The organism is Streptomyces sp. TP-A0356, from assembly GCF_001417775.1.
Lineage (GTDB): Bacteria > Actinomycetota > Actinomycetes > Streptomycetales > Streptomycetaceae > Streptomyces.
The window spans coordinates 674,236-694,671 of the sequence record NZ_BBZJ01000012.1; the positions used below are offsets into that span (position 1 = coordinate 674,236).

Annotated in this window: 20 protein-coding genes; 14 read left to right on the forward strand and 6 right to left on the reverse strand. The window is 70.5% G+C overall.

Translation table 11 applies throughout. The features are described from left to right. Nucleotides 1-161 precede the first annotated feature (161 nt). Both ASC56_RS03045 and ASC56_RS03050 read left to right on the forward strand, forming a co-directional pair. A complete protein-coding gene (locus tag ASC56_RS03045; RefSeq protein WP_055489528.1) occupies nt 162-422 on the forward strand; it encodes a hypothetical protein in 261 nt (86 codons plus the stop codon). A gap of 78 nt (nt 423-500) precedes the next feature. Then, a complete protein-coding gene (locus tag ASC56_RS03050) occupies nt 501-785 on the forward strand; it encodes a hypothetical protein (protein ID WP_055489529.1) in 285 nt (94 codons plus the stop codon). A gap of 190 nt (nt 786-975) precedes the next feature. On the opposite strand, the gene ASC56_RS03055 is transcribed toward ASC56_RS03050, so the two are convergent. Continuing rightward, nucleotides 976-1,398, reverse strand: coding sequence for a secondary thiamine-phosphate synthase enzyme YjbQ (locus ASC56_RS03055; RefSeq protein WP_055489530.1), 423 nt, complete (start codon nt 1,396-1,398; stop codon nt 976-978). A 122-nt stretch (nt 1,399-1,520) separates the two neighbouring features. Here ASC56_RS03055 and ASC56_RS43035 point away from each other — a divergent pair, with 122 nt between their 5' ends. The 5 genes from ASC56_RS43035 (at nt 1,521) to ASC56_RS03075 (ending at nt 5,573) form a co-directional block, all read left to right on the forward strand. Beyond that, nucleotides 1,521-1,604 carry a putative leader peptide gene (locus tag ASC56_RS43035; protein WP_313884353.1) on the forward strand — a complete coding sequence of 28 codons (84 nt, stop codon included), beginning with the start codon at nt 1,521-1,523 and terminating at the stop codon, nt 1,602-1,604. Nucleotides 1,605-1,710: 106 nt separating this feature from the next. Continuing rightward, entirely contained in the window at nt 1,711-2,589 is an 879-nt protein-coding gene (locus tag ASC56_RS03060) for an ABC transporter permease (protein ID WP_055489531.1), read from the forward strand. Further along, nucleotides 2,562-3,317, forward strand: coding sequence for an ABC transporter ATP-binding protein (locus tag ASC56_RS03065; RefSeq protein WP_055489532.1), 756 nt, complete (start codon nt 2,562-2,564; stop codon nt 3,315-3,317). The genes ASC56_RS03060 and ASC56_RS03065 overlap by 28 nt, the downstream gene beginning before the upstream one ends. A gap of 46 nt (nt 3,318-3,363) precedes the next feature. Further along, the gene (locus tag ASC56_RS03070) at nt 3,364-4,407 is read left to right on the forward strand and encodes an ABC transporter substrate-binding protein (RefSeq protein ID WP_055489533.1); all 1,044 of its coding nucleotides are present in this window, start codon (nt 3,364-3,366) and stop codon (nt 4,405-4,407) included. An 80-nt stretch (nt 4,408-4,487) separates the two neighbouring features. Then, a complete protein-coding gene (locus ASC56_RS03075) occupies nt 4,488-5,573 on the forward strand; it encodes an NAD(P)-binding domain-containing protein (RefSeq protein WP_055489534.1) in 1,086 nt (361 codons plus the stop codon). 80 nt (nt 5,574-5,653) lie between these two features. Here ASC56_RS03075 and mltG read toward each other — a convergent pair whose 3' ends face one another. Beyond that, nucleotides 5,654-6,487: an endolytic transglycosylase MltG gene (gene mltG, locus ASC56_RS03080; protein WP_055489665.1), complete on the reverse strand. Its 834-nt coding sequence runs from the start codon at nt 6,485-6,487 to the stop codon at nt 5,654-5,656. Between the two features lie 43 nt (nt 6,488-6,530). Further along, on the reverse strand, nt 6,531-8,333 hold the full coding sequence (locus ASC56_RS03085) for an ABC transporter ATP-binding protein (RefSeq protein WP_055489535.1): 1,803 nt from the start codon (nt 8,331-8,333) through the stop codon (nt 6,531-6,533). Between the two features lie 153 nt (nt 8,334-8,486). Here ASC56_RS03085 and ASC56_RS03090 point away from each other — a divergent pair, with 153 nt between their 5' ends. After that, complete coding sequence (locus ASC56_RS03090) at nt 8,487-8,954, forward strand: MarR family winged helix-turn-helix transcriptional regulator (RefSeq protein WP_055489536.1); 468 nt, start codon at nt 8,487-8,489, stop codon at nt 8,952-8,954. A 19-nt stretch (nt 8,955-8,973) separates the two neighbouring features. Further along, nucleotides 8,974-9,285 (forward strand): hypothetical protein, encoded by a 312-nt coding sequence (locus tag ASC56_RS43040; RefSeq protein WP_159039586.1) that lies wholly within the window; start codon nt 8,974-8,976, stop codon nt 9,283-9,285. A 62-nt stretch (nt 9,286-9,347) separates the two neighbouring features. On the opposite strand, the gene ASC56_RS03095 is transcribed toward ASC56_RS43040, so the two are convergent. After that, nucleotides 9,348-10,997 (reverse strand): peptide-N4-asparagine amidase, encoded by a 1,650-nt coding sequence (locus ASC56_RS03095; RefSeq protein WP_079102236.1) that lies wholly within the window; start codon nt 10,995-10,997, stop codon nt 9,348-9,350. Nucleotides 10,998-11,008: 11 nt separating this feature from the next. Continuing rightward, complete coding sequence (locus ASC56_RS03100; RefSeq protein WP_234376822.1) at nt 11,009-11,944, reverse strand: hypothetical protein; 936 nt, start codon at nt 11,942-11,944, stop codon at nt 11,009-11,011. Nucleotides 11,945-12,185: 241 nt separating this feature from the next. On the opposite strand from ASC56_RS03100, the gene ASC56_RS03105 reads away from it, so the two are divergent. The 4 genes from ASC56_RS03105 (at nt 12,186) to ASC56_RS03120 (ending at nt 16,865) form a co-directional block, all read left to right on the forward strand. After that, nucleotides 12,186-13,994, forward strand: a complete 1,809-nt coding sequence (locus tag ASC56_RS03105; protein WP_055489538.1) for an ABC transporter ATP-binding protein — start codon at nt 12,186-12,188, stop codon at nt 13,992-13,994. Further along, nucleotides 13,991-15,808, forward strand: coding sequence for an ABC transporter ATP-binding protein (locus ASC56_RS03110; protein WP_055489539.1), 1,818 nt, complete (start codon nt 13,991-13,993; stop codon nt 15,806-15,808). The genes ASC56_RS03105 and ASC56_RS03110 overlap by 4 nt, the downstream gene beginning before the upstream one ends. Before the next feature lie 276 nt (nt 15,809-16,084). Continuing rightward, on the forward strand, nt 16,085-16,555 hold the full coding sequence (locus ASC56_RS03115; RefSeq protein WP_055489540.1) for a DUF5709 domain-containing protein: 471 nt from the start codon (nt 16,085-16,087) through the stop codon (nt 16,553-16,555). Between the two features lie 34 nt (nt 16,556-16,589). After that, nucleotides 16,590-16,865 (forward strand): type B 50S ribosomal protein L31, encoded by a 276-nt coding sequence (locus ASC56_RS03120; RefSeq protein ID WP_055489541.1) that lies wholly within the window; start codon nt 16,590-16,592, stop codon nt 16,863-16,865. Nucleotides 16,866-16,981: 116 nt separating this feature from the next. Here the strand turns inward: ASC56_RS03120 and ASC56_RS03125 are convergent, their stop codons facing one another. Continuing rightward, nucleotides 16,982-17,776, reverse strand: coding sequence for a metal-dependent hydrolase (locus tag ASC56_RS03125; RefSeq protein WP_055489542.1), 795 nt, complete (start codon nt 17,774-17,776; stop codon nt 16,982-16,984). Nucleotides 17,777-17,921: 145 nt separating this feature from the next. On the opposite strand from ASC56_RS03125, the gene ASC56_RS03130 reads away from it, so the two are divergent. Then, a complete protein-coding gene (locus ASC56_RS03130; RefSeq protein WP_055489543.1) occupies nt 17,922-20,435 on the forward strand; it encodes an RNA helicase in 2,514 nt (837 codons plus the stop codon). Nucleotide 20,436 lies beyond the last annotated feature (1 nt).

The following is a 20,436-nucleotide window of genomic DNA, read 5'->3' on the forward strand; positions in this document are numbered from 1 at the left end:
ACCATGATCCCGGTGCCCGGTTCGAGGGGCAGGGACCACACACGCGGGCATACGCTTCAGGGAAGGGGCGAGCGTGGAAGCGCGGCGTGCACCCCTGACCTCGGACGTTCCAAGCGGCGGCCGCGCACGTCCTCAGCATCGCCCGCAGGAGGTACGACGCCATGGATGACGAGCCATTGCCCTCCGGCGGCCACGCCGACGTCCGCATCGTCGCAGCGACGCCGGATGTCGCGCGTCGTGTCGCCCAGGTGCTGCGGTGCTGCTTCGCGTCGACCGAGCAGCGCAGCTACCCGGCCGGCCGCGGAGGGGCGACCCGGCTCTATCTCACCATCGACACCACGCACGCCGCGCAGCCCGCGCGGTCCTGGCTGGCATCCACCGAACCGTCCTTCGACGACCACGATCCCGCGGACGAGGGGTGACCGGACAGTGATCAGCCGCGCCGCCCGTCCATCCCCTCAGTGCCCGCACCGGCGGCCACGAGCCCGAGAGCGAAAGCCATGACGACACTCCGTGAACGCAAGACCTATCGGAAAGCGGTTCTCCGATCTCTGTACGGAGGCGTCGAACGCAACCGGCCCGAGGTCAGCGGAGCGACGCTCCGCGACGAACTGGACATGCCCGACGACGACCTCTCCGCGGCCTGCGCCTATCTGGCCGGCGAGGGTCTGATCACCGTCGACTGGACGTCCCACAAGACCCCCGCCACCGTCTCGCTGACACATGAGGGCATCCGCTTCATGGAGGAAGAAGAAGAATCGGATGCACCCCCTCAGGGTGACTAGGCGCCCAGTCGTCTCCCACTGGACCTCCCGGGAGACGACGGGGAGCCGACCCGCTCGCCGAGCCGGTCCTCCCCACCCCGTGCCAGACCCTCGGAGCCTCGCCTCTGACCTGGGCCAGCGCCAGCCGCGCTGACGGGCCAAGGAGTATTCGGTGCGACCGGAATTCGGCGCCGCAGTTCCGTCACATGCATCAGCCAAGGAAGCTCAGCCGCACCTGACGGTTGGGATTGTCCTTGTTCGTGTCCACCAGGCACACCGACTGCCACGTCCCGAGCTCCAGCCGGCCACCGATCACCGGCAGGGTGGCGTGCGGCGGCACGAAGGCGGGAAGGACGTGGTCGCGACCGTGGCCCGGGCTCCCGTGACGGTGCTGCCAGCGGTCGTCGGCGGGGAGCAGTGTGTGGAGCACGGCGAGGAGGTCGTCGTCGCTGCCGGCACCCGTTTCGATGACCGCCACTCCGGCGGTGGCGTGCGGAACGAAGACGTTCAGAAGGCCGTCGCGGCCATGAGACACCTCGCGGACGAAGGCCTCACACTCCTGGGTGAGATCGGCGACCGTCTCCGCGGAACCGGTGGCGATGTGGAGGATTCGGGTGCTGAAGGCATCGGACATGTCTCCATACTCACCCAGGCGACCGTCTTCACACCTGACCGGCCATCCGCTCGGTGATACCGAGGGTCCACTGCGCGAGACACCGTTGACCTGGCATGGCCCATCTGGCTACTTTCACCGGCATGTTGCGTTCAGCCCTGCTCACCACGCGCGGTCACATCGACCTGCTGCGGGTGGCCTCCGCCGCGTGTCGCCGCGGCCGCTGACGCCCTTCTCCCACCTTCGCCCGCCCCACCCGCACGTCCGAGTCCACTCTGACGCGGCGGCGCCGAGGCGTGCCCCCTCCGGCCGCTCTCCTCCCGTGGAGCACTCATGAGCATCAGCCATGCGCCACCCGACTCCCCCAAAGACGACATTTCGGTTATATCCAAGAGCGAGCAGGCTCCGCCCGAGCTCGAACCCCTCGTTCCCGCCTCCGCCCGCCGCACCGTCGTGCCTCGCTGGCTGCGCCGCACCTCCGGCCCGCTTCTGCTGCTCGCCCTGTGGCAACTCCTCAGCAGCACCGGGGTGTTGACCACCGATGTCCTGGCTTCACCCGGCCGGATCGCGCAGGTCACGAGCGACCTCGTCGGCAGCGGCTCCCTGCCGTCCGCGATGGCCACCTCACTGCAACGGGTCGCCCTCGGTCTGCTGTTCGGCACTCTCATCGGCACCGGACTCGCCCTCGTCTCCGGGCTGTTCCGCGTCGGTGAGGACCTCGTGGACGCTCCCGTCCAGATGCTCAGAACAGTCCCGTTCGTGGGCCTGATCCCGCTGTTCATCATCTGGTTCGGCATCGGCGAGGCCCCCAAGGTCGCGATCATCACCCTGGGTGTGACGTTTCCGCTCTACCTCAATGTCTACGCCGGCATCCGCGGCGTGGACGCCCAGCTGATCGAGGCCGGGGAGTCCCTCGGGCTCTCGCGCCGGGGGCTGGTCCGGCATGTCGTCCTGCCGGGCGCGATGCCCGGCGCCATGACCGGTCTGCGCTACTCCCTGGGCATCGCCTGGCTCGCGCTCGTGTTCGCCGAGCAGGTCAACGCGGACGCCGGGATCGGCTTCCTCATGGTGCAGGCACGCGACTTCCTGCAGACCGATGTGATCGTGGTCTGCCTGATCGTCTACGCCTTCCTCGGTCTGCTCGCCGACTTCATCGTCCGCTCCCTCGAAAGGCTGCTGCTGCAATGGCGACCGACGTTCACCGGCCGGTGAGCCCCCAGGCGTCCCGGGCATCGCAGGCGGTTCATGTCCAGGGGCTGAGCCGCTCCTTCGACGGCCGCGCCGTCATCGACGACCTGCGACTCGACGTCCGGCCGGGTGAGTTCGTGGCCCTGCTCGGCCGCAGCGGCTGCGGCAAGTCCACGCTGCTGCGCATCCTCGCCGGCCTCGACCGCGACATCGAGGGAACCGTCCTCGTGCCGCGCCGCAAGGCGGTCGCCTTCCAGGCGCCCCGGTTGATGCCGTGGAAGAAGGTGTGGCGCAACGTACTGCTCGGCCTTCCCGGCAAGCCCCAGCGGGCCCTCGCCGAACGGGCCCTGGAAGAGGTCGGGCTCGGCCACCGCTCCGACGCCTGGCCCAAGACCCTCTCCGGCGGCGAGGCCCAGCGCGCCTCCCTGGCCCGTGCCCTGGTGCGTGAGCCCGACCTGCTGCTGCTCGACGAGCCGTTCGGCGCGCTCGACGCGCTCACCCGCATCAAGGCCCAGCGCCTGGTGGGCGAACTCTGGCAACGCCGCGGCTGTGCCGTGCTGTTGGTCACGCATGACGTCGAGGAGGCCGTGCTGCTCGCCGATCGCGTCCTGGTGATGGACGGTGGCGTCATCGCGCACGAACAGGACATCGACCTCCACCGCCCGCGCGACATCGCCGATCCCCGGTTCGCCGAACTGCGCGCCGGGCTGCTGGAACGACTCGGCGTCGACACCGCCGCCGAAGCCGCCTGACGCTCCCCGCAACCCCCCGAATCCCCACGCAACGAACGGATCCGCCATGCGACGACGCCTCGTCCCCGCCGCGCTGCTCCTCCCCTTCGCCCTCCTGCTCACCGCCTGCGGCGGGAACTCGGCCGCCGAGACCTCGACGGGCGGGCGCACCGACGGCAAGGGCTCACTCACGCTCGACGTCGGTGACCAGAAGGGTGGTTCGGAAGCGGTCCTGCGGGCCGCCGGTGAGCTCGAGAACCTCGACTACAAGATCAAGTGGTCCACCTTCACCTCTGGTCCGCCACTGCTGGAGGCGATCAACGCCCAGGCCGTCGACATCGGTGGCGTCGGCAACACCCCGCCGGTCTTCGCGGCAGGAGCCGGTTCGAAGATCACGGTGGTGGCGGCCTGGCACGGCACGTCCAAGGGCGACGCCCTCCTCGTGCCGAACGGCTCGAAGCTCACCGGGCCCGAACAGCTCAAGGGCAGGTCCGTCGCCGTCGCGCAGGGCTCGTCCGCGCACTACCAACTCGTCGCCTCGCTCGCGAAGGCCGGGCTCAAGCTGAGCGACGTGAAGGTCGAGTATCTGCAGCCGGCGGACGCGCTGGCCGCGTTCACCAGCGGAAAGGTGGACGCCTGGGCGGTGTGGGACCCGTACACCTCGCAGATCCTGCAGGCCAAGCAGGGCCGGATCCTCACCACCGGCGAGGGCGTGACCAACGGTCTCTCCTTCCAGGTGGCCGCACCGAGCGCCCTGAAGGACAGGAACAAGGCCGGGGCCATCAAGGACTACCTGGGGCGACTGCGCCGCGCCCAGGACTGGGTCCACTCACACCCCGAGGCGTGGGCCAAGGTGTGGGCGAAGGACACCGGTCTGCCGTATGAGGTAGCGCTGGCCTCGGTGAAGCGCACCAACGCCTCCCGGGTCCCGGTGGCGGTGGACAAGCCGCTGATCGCCTCCGAGCAGCAGATCGCGGACACCTTCACCGGCCTGAAGCTCATCCCGCGCAAGGTGACCTTCGGGGACTTCGTGGACACCGAGTTCAACGGCGGCCTGCCACCGTCCACGTCGGCACCCCGCGCCTCCAGGGAACTGCTCGACCGGCGGTGACTCGGCCGAGCAGCGGCGCTCGACGCCGCGGGCGCTGACCGTTCGGGAAGATCCACGGCCCCGGTGCGGTTGGTGGAGGCGTGAACAACACCGGGGTACGCGAAGTCGACGTGGTCGTCGTGGGCGCTGGTCAGGCCGGACTGTCCAGCGCCTATCACCTGCGGCGCACGGGTTTCGAGCCGGACCGCGACTTCGTGGTCCTCGACCACTCCCCCGGTCCGGGCGGGGCCTGGCAGTTCCGCTGGCCGTCTCTGACGTACGGCAAGGTGCACGGGATGCACGCGCTGCCGGGCATGGAGCTGACGGACGCGGACCCGGCACGCCCGTCGTCCGAGGTCATCGTCGAGTACTTCGACACCTACGAGCGCACCTTCGCGCTGCGCGTACGACGGCCGGTCGACGTCCGGACCGTGCACGAGGGTGCGGACGGGCGGCTGCTGGTCGAGACGTCGGCCGGGACATGGTCGACGCGGACGCTGATCAACGCCACGGGCACCTGGGACCGGCCCTTCTGGCCCCGCTACCCCGGCCAGAAGGACTTCCGGGGACGGCAGTTGCACACGGCCCAGTACCCCGGCCCCGAGGAATTCGCCGGACAACGGGTGGTCGTCGTCGGTGGCGGCGCCTCCGGCACCCAGCATCTGATGGAGATCGCCCCGTACGCCGCCGCGACCACCTGGGTGACCCGGCGTCCGCCGGTGTTCCGCGAGGGTCCGTTCACCGAGGAGGTGGGGCGGTCGGCCGTGACGCTCGTGGAGGAGCGGGTGCGGCAGGGGCTGCCGCCGAGGAGCGTGGTGTCCGTGACCGGGCTGCCGCTCAACGACGCGGTCCGCCGGGCGATCGCGGACGGAGTCCTGGACCGGCAGCCGATGTTCGACCGGATCGTGCCGGACGGCGTGGAGTGGGACGACGGGCGGCACGTCGACGCCGACGTGATCCTGTGGGCGACGGGCTTCCGCGCCGCGATCGACCATCTGGCTCCGCTGCGGCTGCGCGCGCCGGGCGGCGGCATTCGGATCGAGGGCACGCGGGTGGTCTCCGACCCACGGATCCACCTGGTCGGATACGGCCCGTCGGCCAGCACGATCGGCGCCAACCGGGCGGGCCGCGCGGCCGTACGGGACATCAGGCGGCTGCTCGCGGGAGAATCGGCCGCCGTCGCATGATGTGGGCTCCGGTCGCCGTCGCATGAGGTGGCGCTCCGGTCCTCGCCACGGCCCGTGCGAGGCCGTACGCGGTCCCCGTATCACTGGGGCCTGTTCGCGCGCAGCCGGTTGAACTCCTCGACGTTCTTCTGGTGCTCCTCGTAACTCGCCGCGAACCGTGTGTCGCCCGGCTTGACCGTGACGAAGTACAGCCAGTCCCCAGGTGTCGGGTTGAGCACGGCGCGCATCGCGTCCTCGCCCGGGTTGGCGATCGGCGTCGGAGGCAGGCCCATGCGCCGGTACGAGTTGTAGGGGCTGTCGATCTTCGTGTCGGCCCTGGTGGTGTCCAGCGTGGAGCGGTTCATGGCGTAGTTGACGGTCGAGTCCATCTGCAGCGGCATGCCCCGCTGCAGACGGTTGAAGATCACCCGGGCCACCTTGCCCATGTCGCTCCTGGTCGCCGCCTCGGCCTGCACGATGCTCGCGACCGTCACGGCCTGGTAGACGTTCATCGCATGGCGCTGGGCGCCCGCAGTGATCCTGCCGCCGCCGAACCTCTTGTTCGCCGTGTCGACCATGTACCGCAGCAGGGACTCCGGAGTCGCCTCCTCCCGAAGCGGATACGTGGCCGGGAAGAGGAAGCCCTCCGGGTTGCCCTGCGCGTCGTTCGGCAGTTTGAGGTGGGCCTTCGCCAGGGACTTCCTGGTGGCACCCGGCGGCAGTCGCAGGGCCTTGTCGACGGCCTGGTACACCTGGCCCGCGCGCCAGCCTTCCGGGATGAGGAGCGAGGCGGTGCGGGACGCCTCGCCGTGACGCAGGCTCAGCAACGGCACGGCCAGAGCGGTGGCCGCCACCAAGGCTCCGGTCGCGACGAGCGCGACCCGGCCGCGGCGTGTCAGGTGGACCGGCTTGTGTGGCGGAGGGTTCGTCTGCATGCGGGCACGGTAACCCGCCAAACGCGACAAACCCGGCATATCTTCATCTTGTCGGCTCCAGTTGGGCGTCCCGCCGGACCAGGGCCGCGTACCGGCCGTCCAGCTCCAACAGCTCCTCGTGCGTGCCCCGTTCGACCGTGCGCCCGGAGTCGAGGACCACGATCTGGTCGGCACTCCGAATGGTGGACAGCCGATGGGCGATGGTGAGCGTCGTACGGTTGGCCGAAAGGGCGTCGATGGCCTCCTGGACCGCCCGCTCGGTACGCGTGTCGAGGGCGCTGGTCGCCTCGTCGAGGATGAGGACCGGCGGGTCTCGCAGGATGGTGCGGGCGATGGCGAGCCGCTGCTTCTCGCCTCCCGAGAAGCGGTGGCCGCGCTCGCCGACGACCGTTTCGTACCCGTCGGGCAGTGACGCGATGTGGTCGTGGATCTGGGCGGCCTTCGCCGCCGCGTACAGCTCCTCGTCGGTGGCGTCCGGCTTCGCGAAGCGCAGGTTGTCGGCGACCGAGGCGTGGAAGAGGTACGTCTCCTGGGAGACGACACCGACCGCACGGGCGAGCGTGTCGAAGTCCAGGTGCCGTACGTCGACGCCGTCGAGCGTGACCCGCCCGCCCGTGACGTCGTACAGCCGTGGCACCAGATAGCTGAGCGTCGACTTCCCGGAACCGGTGGGACCGACCACGGCGAGACTCCCGCCCGCCGGGACAGTGATGTCGATGTCCTCCAGGATGGGCCCGCTCTTGTCGTCGTAGTGGAACTCGACGCCCTCGAATCGGAGCTCGCCCTTGACGCTGTCGAGATGGACCGGGTCGTCGGGCTCGGTGATGTCGATGGGCAGGTCGAGGTACTCGAAGATGCGCTGGAAGAGCGCGAGCGAGGTCTGGATCTGCACGCCGGTGGACAGCAGGCTCACCGTCGGCCGGAACAGGCCCTGCTGGAGCGAGACGAACGCGACGAGCGTGCCGATCGAGACCGACGGCCCGCCGAACTGCAGAGCTATCCCCGCGGTCCAGTAGATGACGGCCGGCATGGCGGCCATCACGATGGTGATGACGGCCATGCGCCAGCGGCCCGCCATGTTCGACTTCACCTCCAGGTCGACGAGACCCTCGGACTCGCTCTCGAAGGACTTGGTGAGCGAGTCGGCGCGGCCCATGGTGCGGCCGAGCAGGATGCCGCTGACGGACAGCGACTCGGTGACCGTGGCGGCCATCACGGCCATCTGCTTCTGGCGCCGCGTGGCGATCTTCTTGCGTTCGTTGCCGACGCGCCGGCTGATCCACACGAACAACGGCAGCAGGAGCAGCGAGACGACGGTGAGCCGCCAGTCGAGGGCCACCATCGCGACGATGGTGGCGACCACGCTGGTGAGGTTGGAGACCAGGGAGGTGGCGGTCGAGGTGACCGTCGCCTGCATGCCGCCGATGTCGTTGGCGATGCGGGACTGGACCTCGCCCGTGCGGGTGCGGGTGAAGAACGCGAGAGACATGCGCTGCAGCCGGCCGTAGACGGCGGTGCGCAGGTCGTGCATGACGCGCTGGCCGACCGTCGTGGAGATCAGGGTCTGCAGCACGCCGAAGACGCTGGTGACGACGGCGCTCAGGATCATGCCGAGCGCGAGCAGGCTCAGCAGTCCGGTCCGGCCCTGGGGGATCGCTATGTCCAGGGTCGCCTTGAGCAGGAACGGGGTCGCGACGGAGACCAGCGACGAGGCGCCGACCAGCAGGCCGACGATCGCCAGTCGGCCGCCGTACGGCTTGAAGAGGCGCAGGATGCGGCGGACCTGCCGCGGCTGCTCCGGCGAGCCGCCGGGCGACGGGGTCCAGGTGGGTTGGTCGGGATGCATGGGCTCCTACGGAGGTGAGGCAGCGGAACACCGATCGGTGACACTGCGGACGGCACGCCGGTGACGGCCGGGCGATGACAGAACGATGATTCACGGATCCTAGCTCATTGTTACCTATACTCACAATGAATGATGTCCTGATATTGTTCCCGCATGACCACCCCGGATCCCGACGGCCTGCTCGCCGAGCAGTTGCTGCGGCTCACCCGCCGAGTGCACCGCATCCAGAAACGCCATCTGGAGCGGCGCGAGCTGGGCATCACGCCGGCCCAGTCCCGGCTGCTGCGCACTCTCGCGCACTTCGGCTCACCGCCCCGCATGGCGGACCTCGCCGAGCGTCTGGAGGTGGTGCCGCGGGCGGTGACCACGCTGGTCGACGGCCTGGAGGCCAGTGGCAGGGTGCGCCGGGTGCCCGATCCCACCAACCGGCGGGTGATCCGGATCGAGATCACGGACGAGGGCCGGGAGGCGCTGCGCGAACTGCGCGCCGCGCGCAGATCCGCGGCCGAGGAGATCCTGGCCCCCTTGACGGATGAACAGCGCGAGGTCCTCGGCGGTCTGCTCGACACGTTGATCGACGGCGGCGAACTTCCGGCGGCCACCCCGGAGCGGCACTGCTGACGGCGGCCTGTCACGCCGCATGGAAGGACGCCCGGAAACACCACGACGGGCCCGCGACCACCGCTCCATGGTGGTGGGGGCGGTGGGCGCGGCCCGTCCGTGGCATGCCGTCAGCCGACCTCGAGGGCGGGCTCCTTGGCCGCCCGGACTGGGAACCCCCACCTTCGGGGCGGCGGCAGCCACCGGCTCCTCGGCCTCCGGTACGAACGCGGTCTCACCGTCCAGGACCTTCTTCGCCCGTACGGCGTCCAGCGCGCCCTCCCAGCGCGACACCCCGAAGACGGCGACGCAGTTGCCCAGCAGGTCGGTGGCGACGCGCATCGAGTCCTGAGCACGAGCACCAGGACCACGGTGATCTGCCGGCACCGCATGACGCGTCGCACGCGGTCCCGTTCACCAGCCGTCGCGGTCCTCCGTGAGCACCCCCTGAACCGTGGTCAGCCGGCGGTCGTAGCAGCCCTCCGAGCCGTACAGCCGGTAGCGCTCGCTCGTCGTGCCGACCGCATGGCGCTGCTCACGCGGCACGTTGGACGTGTAGGCGGCGTCTCCGGTGTACGTGTCATCGAGCCGTGACCACGCGGTGCGCCGGCCGTCGTGGGTCTCGACGACCGTGGCGCGGTCGCCGAGCGTCAGCACGGTACGCAGCCGGCCGTCCGCCCCGAGCGTCGTGGTGCCGTCCATCGCGTACGTGCGGTGGGTACGGCTCGTGCGGGCCGGCCCGTACCCGTCGACGGTGACCGACTCGTCGTCCGTCCAGGTGGCGTCGAGCCCGTCCGAGTTCTCGCCGTCTGTCCAGCGGTGCACGGAGGTGTTCGCCAGTGTCCGGCTCACGGTGGTCGTCACCCGGCCGTGCGAGGTGTCGACGTATCCGGCGACCGTCAGCCGGTGACCGCCCTCGGTGTTCAGCCGGTGTTCCGAACCGGGCGTGTGGACGGAGGAGTTGGTGAGGTCACCCGCCCGGTGGACGGTGAGCCTCCCGGTGACACGCGCGCTCTTCGTGTCCTGCCAGACGAGCACGTTCACGGGGACGGACCAGCCGCTCTGCCCCACGGGCACACCGACGACGGAGACCTCGACCCGGTGCGGGCGGCCGTCGTCGAGGATCCCGGCGAAGGGCGTGAGGTCGTATTCGATCGGCTTGACGTCGAAGGCGCGTGGTCCCGAAATCACGTACCACAGGAAGGGGTTGGACCAGCCACCCGTCCACACGGTCGGGAAGGGGGCCGCGATTCCGGCGAGTCGGCCGTCGACCGTGATCTGCACCTCGCGATAGGGACCGCCCGCCGCCTTGCAGGAGTACGGCGCCGAGTCGGGCACGGTCAGGTACCAGAACTCCTCGCAGCCGCCGCCCGAGCCGGTGGCGTACACCTCGGCGATGATGCGTTCGCTGTTGCGGGGGGTGGTCAGAGTGCCGTCCTGGAGGGTGAGGACGCGGTCGGGAGCCGAGGCGGGCCTTCCCGTGTGCTCGGAGGCACGGGCGGAGCTGCCCGGGTAGAACGTCAGGGTGACCTTGACGTCGATGACCCCGGTGTAGGTGCCGTCGACGACGTTGCCGATGAGCATCTCGACGTCACGGTCGCGCCGGAACGTGTCGCTGTATCGGGTGACATCCTTCTCGACGGACCACTCGATGCCGTCCGGCGACGGCTCCGGCGTGGACGTGCGGAAGATCTCGACGCCTCCGACGTGCAGATAGCCGAGACGGTCGAACTGTCGCCCCTTGACCTTGCCGTCGAGGCGCAGCACCACCTTGCTCCAGCGATCGCCGCAGGCGCTCGGCGGGGTGTACGTGCCCCGGTAGGGCGTGAAGTCACGGAACTGCGCCTCGGCGAGGGTGATCCGACAGGACCGGGAGTCCGGCCGCGCGACCGGTGGGGCGGCGGTCAACGGATCGTGCCAGTCGGTGCCGAACTCGGCGGGTGGGTTGACGGCTGCGGGGGGCGAACCCACACCGGTCCTTGCCGACGCGGGGCCCGCCCCGAGGAGGACACTCACCACGAGCGCCGCTCCTGTGAGCATGGACATGATGATCCGGATTCTCATGTCCCGTGTTTCTACGGGGAGTTCGGCCCGGCCCGCAATGAGTACTCGGGAGCAGCCGATCGCGGTGCGCCATGATCCCGCGGCGTGGCCGGGTCAGAAGCGCCCCCCAAGGTCTTCAGCCCCTCCCTGTCCCCCATCACCACCACGGGGTGCTGGTCCGGGTCGAGCGTGCGCAGCAGGTGTTCCATACCGGCCTCGGACAGACTGATGCACGCGGAGGTGCCGTCACCGTGGTCCAGGTGCATCCAGATGCCGCCACCCCTGTCCGAGCCCTCGGGCTGGGTCGGATCGTCCGGAGGAGTGCCCGGTAGCCGGTTGTAGTCGATGGCGATGACGTAGTCGAAGTCGTGCCAGTGCGCCTCGCCCCAGTCCTCCGGCACCTCGTAGGACTCGTCCTGGTCGTATGGCAGCCTGGTGCCCGGATCCTCCAGGACACCGCCCGCGTCGCTGAGCGTGAACACCCCCACGGGGCTGCGCAGATCACCTTGGTGGTGGTCCGTCGTCCAGCCGTTCCTGCCGTTGTGCCCGCGCCAGCGCCCCACCTCGTCCCAGCTGGAGCCGCGCTTCGTGTAGAGCACGATCGTGCAGTCCGGTGAGTCCTCGTCGTCGCCGTACACCACCACCACCTGGCGCGAGTCGGCGGGGATGTGTCGGTGCAGCCGGTCACCGACGCCCGGGATGCGGCCCGGGTCGGCCGTGGAGGAGGCAGGTCCCCCGGCCTTGCCGCTCGGGTCGGCCGTGGGGGCGGCGGCACCCCCGGGCTTGCCGCTCGGGCCCGCTGTGGGGGCAGGCGCTCCACCGGTGGCCCTGCTGCCCGCACCGCTACCCCTCGTCCGGTGTCCGTCTCCTTCCGAACAACCGCACGCCGACAGGGACATGAGAATCACGCCGCAGGCCGCCACCACGGCCCGCGAGCGCACCACGCCGTGCACGCCACCTGATCGCATACGTCATATGGTCGCATTACCTTTCGGGCAAATACGTCCATATGCGCGCTTCTCGACGGCGTGTCGCAGGCTGGGCCGGATCCCGCCTACTGTGTCGGAAAACCGTTTGCCTTCGAGCACCCTCCGACGCGACCCTTTCACGGCTTGTTACGGGCACTCTCGGACACGCGGAGGCGCCGCCTCGGCTCTCCTCCCGCGCACCGCGGCCCGGTCCATCCCTGACACGAGCCACTGGGACGTCATGCAGATTCAAGACCTTCCGTATCCCGACCCGGGTGTGCCGGACGCGCGCTCGGGTCCCCGGTTCTTGTGGTGGCTCGGCCGGAAGCAACTGGGTGGCCAGGCCAAGTCCCTGGTATGGGGGCTGCTCCACTTCCTGTCCGTCTGCGGGCTGCCGTTCTGCGTCGGCCTCGCCGTCCAGGCCGTCGTCGAGCGCTCGGGTGCCCGGCTCGCCCTGACCGGCGGACTGCTCCTGTTGTGCGGGGCGGGCATCGCGCTGGGCGACACCATGCTGCACCGCACCGCCGTCACCAACTGGATCACCGCCGCCGCCCGGGTCCAGCAGCTCCTGGCCCGCAGGACGGCCGTGCTCGGCTCCGCGCTGACCCGGCGGGTCGCGGCCGGTGAGGTCGTCGCCGTCTCCACCGGCGACGTCGAGAAGATCGGCTGGTTCGTGGAAGCCGTGTCGCGCTTCGGCGCCGCCGCGCTCACCGTGGTGGCGGTCTGCGTCGGGCTCGTCGTGTACCAGCCCGCGCTCGGCGTCATCGTGGCCGTGGGTGTACCCGTGGTGGCACTCGCGGTGCTGCCGCTGCTGCCCCGCGCGACCCGGCGTGCCGACATCCAGCGCGAGAAGGCGGGCCGCGCCACCGAACTCGCGTCGGACACCGTCGCGGGCCTCAGGGTGCTGCGCGGCATCGGCGGCGAGGAGTTGTTCCTGAACCGCTACCGGCGGGCCTCACAGGAGGTCCGCACCGCGGCCGTCCGCAGCGCCCGGATGTGGTCGCTGATCTCGGCGGTCCAGGTGCTGCTGCCGGGGCTGCTGATGATCGCGGTCGTCTGGCGCGGGGTGCAGCTGGCCCACGAGGGGCGGATCGCCGTCGGTGAACTGGTCACGGTGTACAGCGCGGTCATGCTGCTCACCTATCCGCTGCAGCACTTCGAGGAGATCGCCATGGCGTACTCCTTCTCACGGCCGTCCGCCCGGCGCGCGGCCCGCGTGCTGTCGCTGGAGCGCGCCACGGATTCGGGCGGCTCGCGCGAGGCCGGTGTGCCGACCGGGGACCTGTACGACCCGCACACCGGGCTGCTCGCACCCGAGGGACTGCTGACCGCCGTGGTCTGCGGCGACCCGGACGCCGCCGGCGTACTGGCCGAACGGCTGGGCGGACACCCCGCCGAAGAGGGCACCTCGGTGCTCCTGGGCGGTGTCCCCCTGGACGAGCTGCCGCTGGACTCCGCCCGTACCGCCGTCCTGGTCCAGGACAAGGATCCGGTGCTGCTGTCCGGCTCGCTGCGCGAACTGCTCGACGTCCCCGCATCGGGCAAGGTCAGTGCCGCGGACGCGCTCGCCGCCGCACAGTGCGGTGACGTCCTGGACGCGCTGACACAGGGGTCGCCGACCGCCGAGGACCCCATGGACGCACGGATCACCGAGCGGGGCCGGTCCCTGTCCGGCGGCCAGCGCCAGCGCCTCGCCCTGGCCAGGTCGCTGGTCACCGACCCGCAGTCGCTGGTCCTGGACGAGCCGACGTCCGCGGTCGACTCGCACACGGAGGCGCGGATCGCCGAGGGAATCCGCGAGCTGCGCGCGGGACGCACCACGGTCGTCTTCACCTCGTCGCCACTGCTCCTGGACCGCGCGGACCGGGTCGTGCTGCTGCACGAGGGCGAGGTGGCCGCGGTCGGCCTGCACGGCGAACTGGTGCGCAGCGAGCCGCGGTACCGCGCGATCGTGACCCGCGAGACGGACGACGAGGCCGCAGCGCGGAGCGACGCACTGGCCGAACTGGAAGAGCTGCACGAACTGGATGAGATCGAGGAGAGCGCATGATCGGCGTGGCGCCCCCGGCATACGACCCGGCGGCCCCGACCGCGGCGAACACACTGCCCGTCGGCGCCCCCGCGACCGTACGCGCCTACGTGGCCGAACTGTTCCGCCGGCACCGCCGGGCCTTCCTGCTGCTCATCACCGTGAACACGGTCTCCGTCATCGCCTCGATGGCGGGCCCCTACCTGCTCGGCGGGGTCGTGGAGCGCGTCGCGGACGGCGCGCGGGAGCTGCATCTGGAGCGCACCGCCGCCCTGTTCGTGGTCGCGCTCGTCGTCCAGGCCGTGTTCGTACGGCTGGTGCGGCTGCACGGGGCCGTGCTCGGCGAGCGGATGCTCGCCGATCTGCGGGAGGACTTCCTCGTCCGGGCCGTGGGGCTGCCGCCGGGCGTCCTGGAGCGGGCCGGGACCGGTGATCTGCTGTCCCGGATCACCACCGACATCGACCGGCTGGCCAACGCCATGCGCGAGGCCGTGCCGCAGCTGGCCATCGGCGTGGTGTGGGCGCTGCTGCTGCTCGGCGGCCTCACCGTCACGGCTCCGGCGCTCGCTCCGGCCGTCCTGCTCGCGGTACCCGTGTTGGTGATCGGCTGCCGCTGGTACTTCAAGCGTGCTCCCTCGGCCTACCGCTCCGAGGCCGCCGGGTACGCCGCCGTGGCCGCAGTCCTCGCCGAGACCGTGGACGCGGGGCGCACGGTGGAAGCCCACCGCCTCGGCGAGCGGCGCATCGGTCTGTCGGAGCGGCGGATCAAGGAGTGGACGGCCTGGGAGCGCTACACGCTGTGGCTGCGGTCGGTTCTCTTCCCGGTCGTCAACATCACGCATGTCACTGTCCTGTCCTCGGTCCTGATGATCGGCGGGGTGTTCGTCCTGCATGGCTGGATCGGGGTGGGCCAGCTGACGACGGGCGCGCTCATCGCGCAGATGCTCGTCGACCCGGTGGGCCTGATCCTGCGCTGGTACGACGAGCTGCAGGTCGCCCAGGTGTCTCTGGCCCGGCTGGTCGGAGTCCGGGACATCGAGCCGGCCGCGGGCGACGCCTCGCTGACCCCGGACGGGCGCGACGTCGAGGCCGTGGAGGTGCGCTTCGGCTACCGCCCGGGAGTCGACGTTCTGCACGATGTCTGCCTGCAGGTGCCCCCCGGCACCAGGCTCGCCCTGGTCGGCCCCTCGGGCGCCGGCAAGTCCACCCTGGGCCGGCTGCTCGCCGGGATCTACGCGCCCCGGGACGGCCGGATCACCCTGGGCGGCGCGGAACTGTCCCGGATGCCCGCCGAGCGGGTGCGCTCACACGTGGCCCTGGTCAACCAGGAGCACCATGTCTTCGTGGGCTCCCTGCGCGACAACCTGCTGCTGGCCCTCCCCCACTCTCGTCTCCGCGCATGCGGGGAGACCCCCATGGACGCCGTCGACGCCGAGCTGTGGGCCGCGCTGGCCGCGGTGGACGCGGACGGCTGGGCGCGCGCCCTCGACGACGGTCTCGACACCGAGGTGGGCTCCGGCGGTCTGGCGCTCACCCCGGCGCAGGCGCAGCAGATCGCGCTTGCCCGGTTGGTGCTCGCCGACCCGCACACGCTGGTCCTGGACGAGGCGACCTCCCTCCTCGACCCCCGTGCTGCCCGTCATCTGGAGCGGTCCCTGGCCCGTGTCCTGGACGGCCGCACGGTCGTCGCCATCGCCCACCGGCTGCACACCGCCCACGACGCCGATGTGATCGCCGTCGTCGAGGACGGACGGATCAGCGAGCTGGGCAGCCACGACGAGCTGGTGGCCGCCGAGGGAGCCTACGCGTCGCTGTGGCGGTCCTGGCACGGGTGACCGCGGTGGCCGGGGTCATCCGCGCCGAGTGAGGCCGAGTGTGATGGTCCGGGACGGGGGCCGGCCCCCGTCCCGGACCATCACGGATGCCCGATGTGCCCGCGCCCCCGCTGCCGTTGCGCGGTGCCAATGCGGAGTGGAAGGCTGGATGTGGCACCGGCATGGGGGAACGTGCCAGAACCATCCGGTTCGGGAGGGAGCGGCCCGCGCCAAGCGGTCCCTTCCGCCGTCGTGCACGGCCGCACCCGGTTCCGTCCCACCACCTGGAGGTAACCCGTGGACAGCACCGACGGATGGGGAGACGACGTCTACCAGCCCGACGGATCCGAGGTGCAGGACGACGCGGGGCTGCTCGACGCCGAGGACACTCTGCTCTCCGACGGGGTGAGCGACCCGCTGGACCGGGGCTGGTCACCACCGGAGCGGCCATGGGCGGTGGAGCACGTGGGTGTGACGGCGGAGGAGGGACACCGCGGCGAAACTCTGGACCAGCGCCTCGCCGAGGAGCTCCCCGACATCACGGTCCCGGACGGCGACGACATCGGGGACAGCACCGACGGCGACGGCGAACCCCTGGACGACGAGGTCGGCGACGCCCGCTCCGGCCGTCTCGTCGCCCCGAACGAGGGGGCGCACGAGGACGAGGAGAACGGCCTGATCGCCACCGATGTCGGCATCGACGGCGCCGCGGCGTCGGCGGAGGAGGCGGCCGTGCACATCGTCGACGAGGACACCCTGTCCGGCTGACACCGACCGTCTCCACGCCACGCAAGGAGCAGCCATGCAGCAGGACAAGCACCCCGACTACCACCCCGTCGTCTTCCGCGACCGCGCCGCGGGATACGCCTTCCTCACCCGGTCCACCGCGACCAGCGACCAGACCATCGAGTGGGACGACGGAGAGACGTACCCGGTCGTGGACGTCGAGATCTCCTCCGAGAGCCATCCCTTCTACACGGGAAAGGCGCGGACGGTGGACTCGGAGGGGCGCATCGCCCGGTTCGAGCGGCGCTTCGGCGGCGCGGGCCAGGGGACCGGCGGAGACGGGCCGGCCTGAACCGGTGGGGGCACACCGGTCAGCCGTGGTCGTGGCAGGCCTTCCGCGGCCGGAGGGGCGGGCGGAAGCGACTGGGACCGCAGACGGACCGGGAGCCCGTCCTCCCCGGCCGGCCCTCAGATGACGTTCAGCGCCGCCGCGCAGCCCACGCCGCCGAGCAGCATGAACACCGGCATCAGCACCTTCAGCTCGACCCAGCTGCCCGCCCGGAAGCGCATGACCTTCGGCGGGCCCAGCGGGTACCAGCGCTTGCGGCCGACCGGTACGGGCCACAGGATCGGGCAGCCCGAGACGGTCAGCGCGTCCCCGATGTCGTGTACCAGGGCGCCCAGGACGATCGGCAGTCCGAGCCACAGGTACTGCTGGCCCGGCGCCGTGAACAGCCAGTCGGCCCCATTGCCGGGTTTGTCGAGTATGCCCGCGAGGATCCACGCACTCGTCGCGGCCAGCAGCCACACCAGCACATCGCTGCTCGAACCGCGCGCCGCACGCCACAGCAGCCCTTCGATCGCCAGCACCATGTGCACGAAGAGGATGGCCAGCACCGTCCACCGGCCACCCGTGATGGCCGCCACGGACGTGCCCGCCCCGATCAGCACCGCCCACAGCCAGGTGTGCGTCAGCGTGCGGTGACCGCCCGAGCGGCGTGCGTCGCCCGGCTTCCTGGTCGCCCTGTAGACGGCGTACGACAGCTTGTCGACGATCTCGCACAGCCAGCGCGAGAGGGGCCCGAAGGCCCGCGAGATGGTGGCCGCCTTGTGATCGAGGTCGGGGGCCAGCGCGGCACCCGCGCAGATCAGTGCGCCTACGAGGAGAACCGGCCAGGGCATCGGGTGACCCGCGGCGGCCGCCGCCGCCCCGACTCCGAGCCAGGCCGCGGCCCCCGACAGTGAGTGTGCTGGTCCCATCATGGCCGCTCCCCGCCCCATTCCTCTTGCTGCGCTGCCCAGTTGTCCGTGTCCACTGACGTTTCGTCGGCGCCACAGCGTAGCGTTCGTGATCTTCGGGCCGGCATCCGATTCCCCCCTCGGGTGCAAGGCCAGGCAAGATGGGGGCGTGACCCTCATCGATCAGCTCCCGCAGACCGCAGACCCCGACGCCCTCTACGAAGCCTTCGAGTCGTGGGCCGGGGAGCGCGGCCTCACCCTCTATCCGCACCAGGAAGAGGCTCTGATCGAGGTGGTCTCGGGAGCGAACGTGATCGTCTCGACTCCCACCGGCTCCGGCAAGAGCATGATCGCCGCAGGCGCGCACTTCGCGGCGCTCGCCCGGGACGAGGTCACCTTCTACACCGCGCCGATCAAGGCGCTTGTCTCGGAGAAGTTCTTCGAGCTGTGCAAGCTCTTCGGCACCGAGAACGTCGGCATGCTCACCGGCGACGCCTCCGTCAACGCCGACGCCCCTGTGATCTGCTGCACAGCCGAGGTCCTGGCGTCCATCGCGCTGCGCGACGGCAGGCAGGCCGATGTCGGCCAGGTCGTGATGGACGAGTTCCATTTCTACGCCGAGGGCGACCGTGGCTGGGCGTGGCAGATCCCGATCCTGGAGTTGCCGCAGGCGCAGTTCATCCTGATGTCGGCGACCCTCGGTGACGTCTCGATGTTCGAGAAGGACCTCACGCGCCGCACCGGCCGGCCGACGGCGGTGGTGCGCTCGGCGACCCGTCCGGTGCCGCTCTCGTACGAGTACCGGCTCACCCCGCTCACCGATACGCTCACCGAGCTCCTGGAGACCCGGCAGGCCCCCGTCTACATCGTCCACTTCACCCAGGCACAGGCCGTGGAGCGGGCCCAGGCGCTGATGAGCATCAACATGTGCTCGCGCGAGGAGAAGGACGAGATCGCCGAGCTCATCGGCAACTTCCGCTTCACGACCAAGTTCGGCCGGAACCTCTCCCGCTATGTGCGGCACGGCATCGGCGTCCACCACGCCGGCATGCTCCCCAAGTACCGCCGCCTGGTCGAGAAGCTCGCCCAGGCCGGCCTGCTGAAGGTCATCTGCGGCACGGACACGCTGGGCGTCGGCGTCAACGTCCCCATCCGCACCGTCCTGTTCACCGCGCTGACCAAGTACGACGGGAACCGCGTCCGCACTCTGCGCGCCCGTGAGTTCCACCAGATCGCGGGCCGCGCGGGGCGTGCGGGCTTCGACACGGCCGGCCTCGTCGTGGCGCAGGCGCCTGAGCACGTCATCGAGAACGAGAAGGCGCTCGCCAAGGCCGGCGACGACCCGAAGAAGCGCCGCAAGGTGGTGCGCAAGAAGGCACCGGAGGGCTTCGTCGGCTGGACGGAGAACACCTTCGAGAAGCTGATCGCCTCCGAGCCGGAGCCGCTCACCTCGCGCTTCCGGGTCACCCACACGATGCTGCTGTCGGTGATCGCCCGGCCGGGCAACGCCTTCCAGGCGATGCGCCATCTGCTGGAGGACAACCACGAGCCGCGCAAGCAGCAGCTGCGGCACATCCGGCGCGCGATCGCGATCTACCGCTCGCTGCTGGACGGCGGCATCGTCGAGAAGCTCGACGAGCCGGACGCAACCGGACGCATCGTGCGCCTCACGGTCGATCTCCAGCAGGACTTCGCGCTCAACCAGCCGCTGTCGACCTTCGCGCTGGCCGCATTCGAACTCCTCGACCCGGAGTCCCCGTCCTACGCCCTCGACATGGTCTCCGTCGTCGAGTCCACACTGGACGACCCACGGCAGATCCTCGCCGCCCAGCAGAACAAGGCGCGCGGCGAGGCCGTTGCCGCGATGAAGGCGGACGGCGTCGACTACGAGGAGCGCATGGAGCGACTCCAGGACGTGACGTACCCCAAGCCCCTGGAGGAGCTGCTCTTCCAGGCGTACAACACGTACCGCAAGAGCCACCCCTGGGTCGGCGACCATCCCCTGTCGCCGAAGTCGGTCATCCGCGACATGTACGAACGGGCGCTGTCCTTCACCGAGTTCGTCTCCTTCTACGAGCTCGCCCGCACCGAGGGCATCGTGCTGCGCTACCTGGCGAGCGCCTACAAGGCCCTCGATCACACCGTGCCGGACGATCTGAAGTCGGACGATCTGGAGGACCTGATCGCCTGGCTCGGCGAGATGGTGCGCCAGGTCGACTCCAGCCTGCTGGACGAGTGGGAGCAGCTGGCCAACCCGGAGGAGGTGACGGCCGAGGAGGCCCAGGAGAAGGCCGACGAGGTCAAGCCCGTCACGGCGAACGCGCGCGCCTTCCGCGTTCTGGTCCGCAACGCCATGTTCCGCCGCGTGGAGCTCGCCGCCCTGGACCACATCGAGGAACTGGGCGAGATGGACGCCGAATCCGGCTGGGACGCCGAGGCGTGGGGCGCGGCCATGGACAAGTACTGGGACGAGTACGACGAGCTCGGCACCGGCCCCGAAGCCCGCGGCCCCAAGCTGCTGATGATCGAGGCGGAGCCGGAGCGCGGGCTGTGGCGGGTCCGGCAGACCTTCGCCGACCCGAACGGCGATCACGACTGGGGCATCAGCGCCGAGATCGACCTGGCGGCCTCCGACGCGGAGGGCCGCGCCGTCGTCCGGGTCACCGACGTCGGCCAGCTGTGAG

Excerpts from the sequence above, each read along its gene's own strand:
- ASC56_RS03055 (WP_055489530.1), bottom strand. The coding sequence starts at position 1,398 with ATGTCCGATGCCTTCAGCACCCGAATCCTCCACATCGCCACCGGTTCC.
- ASC56_RS03070 (WP_055489533.1), top strand. The coding sequence starts at position 3,364 with ATGCGACGACGCCTCGTCCCCGCCGCGCTGCTCCTCCCCTTCGCCCTC.
- ASC56_RS03105 (WP_055489538.1), top strand. The coding sequence starts at position 12,186 with ATGCAGATTCAAGACCTTCCGTATCCCGACCCGGGTGTGCCGGACGCG.
- ASC56_RS43035 (WP_313884353.1), top strand. The coding sequence starts at position 1,521 with ATGTTGCGTTCAGCCCTGCTCACCACGCGCGGTCACATCGACCTGCTG.
- ASC56_RS03100 (WP_234376822.1), bottom strand. The coding sequence starts at position 11,944 with ATGCGATCAGGTGGCGTGCACGGCGTGGTGCGCTCGCGGGCCGTGGTG.
- ASC56_RS03050 (WP_055489529.1), top strand. The coding sequence starts at position 501 with ATGACGACACTCCGTGAACGCAAGACCTATCGGAAAGCGGTTCTCCGA.
- ASC56_RS43040 (WP_159039586.1), top strand. The coding sequence starts at position 8,974 with ATGGAAGGACGCCCGGAAACACCACGACGGGCCCGCGACCACCGCTCC.
- ASC56_RS03095 (WP_079102236.1), bottom strand. The coding sequence starts at position 10,997 with ATGAGAATCCGGATCATCATGTCCATGCTCACAGGAGCGGCGCTCGTG.
- ASC56_RS03065 (WP_055489532.1), top strand. The coding sequence starts at position 2,562 with ATGGCGACCGACGTTCACCGGCCGGTGAGCCCCCAGGCGTCCCGGGCA.
- ASC56_RS03125 (WP_055489542.1), bottom strand. The coding sequence starts at position 17,776 with ATGATGGGACCAGCACACTCACTGTCGGGGGCCGCGGCCTGGCTCGGA.
- ASC56_RS03090 (WP_055489536.1), top strand. The coding sequence starts at position 8,487 with ATGACCACCCCGGATCCCGACGGCCTGCTCGCCGAGCAGTTGCTGCGG.
- ASC56_RS03045 (WP_055489528.1), top strand. The coding sequence starts at position 162 with ATGGATGACGAGCCATTGCCCTCCGGCGGCCACGCCGACGTCCGCATC.
- mltG (WP_055489665.1), bottom strand. The coding sequence starts at position 6,487 with ATGCAGACGAACCCTCCGCCACACAAGCCGGTCCACCTGACACGCCGC.
- ASC56_RS03060 (WP_055489531.1), top strand. The coding sequence starts at position 1,711 with ATGAGCATCAGCCATGCGCCACCCGACTCCCCCAAAGACGACATTTCG.
- ASC56_RS03085 (WP_055489535.1), bottom strand. The coding sequence starts at position 8,333 with ATGCATCCCGACCAACCCACCTGGACCCCGTCGCCCGGCGGCTCGCCG.
- ASC56_RS03120 (WP_055489541.1), top strand. The coding sequence starts at position 16,590 with ATGCAGCAGGACAAGCACCCCGACTACCACCCCGTCGTCTTCCGCGAC.
- ASC56_RS03110 (WP_055489539.1), top strand. The coding sequence starts at position 13,991 with ATGATCGGCGTGGCGCCCCCGGCATACGACCCGGCGGCCCCGACCGCG.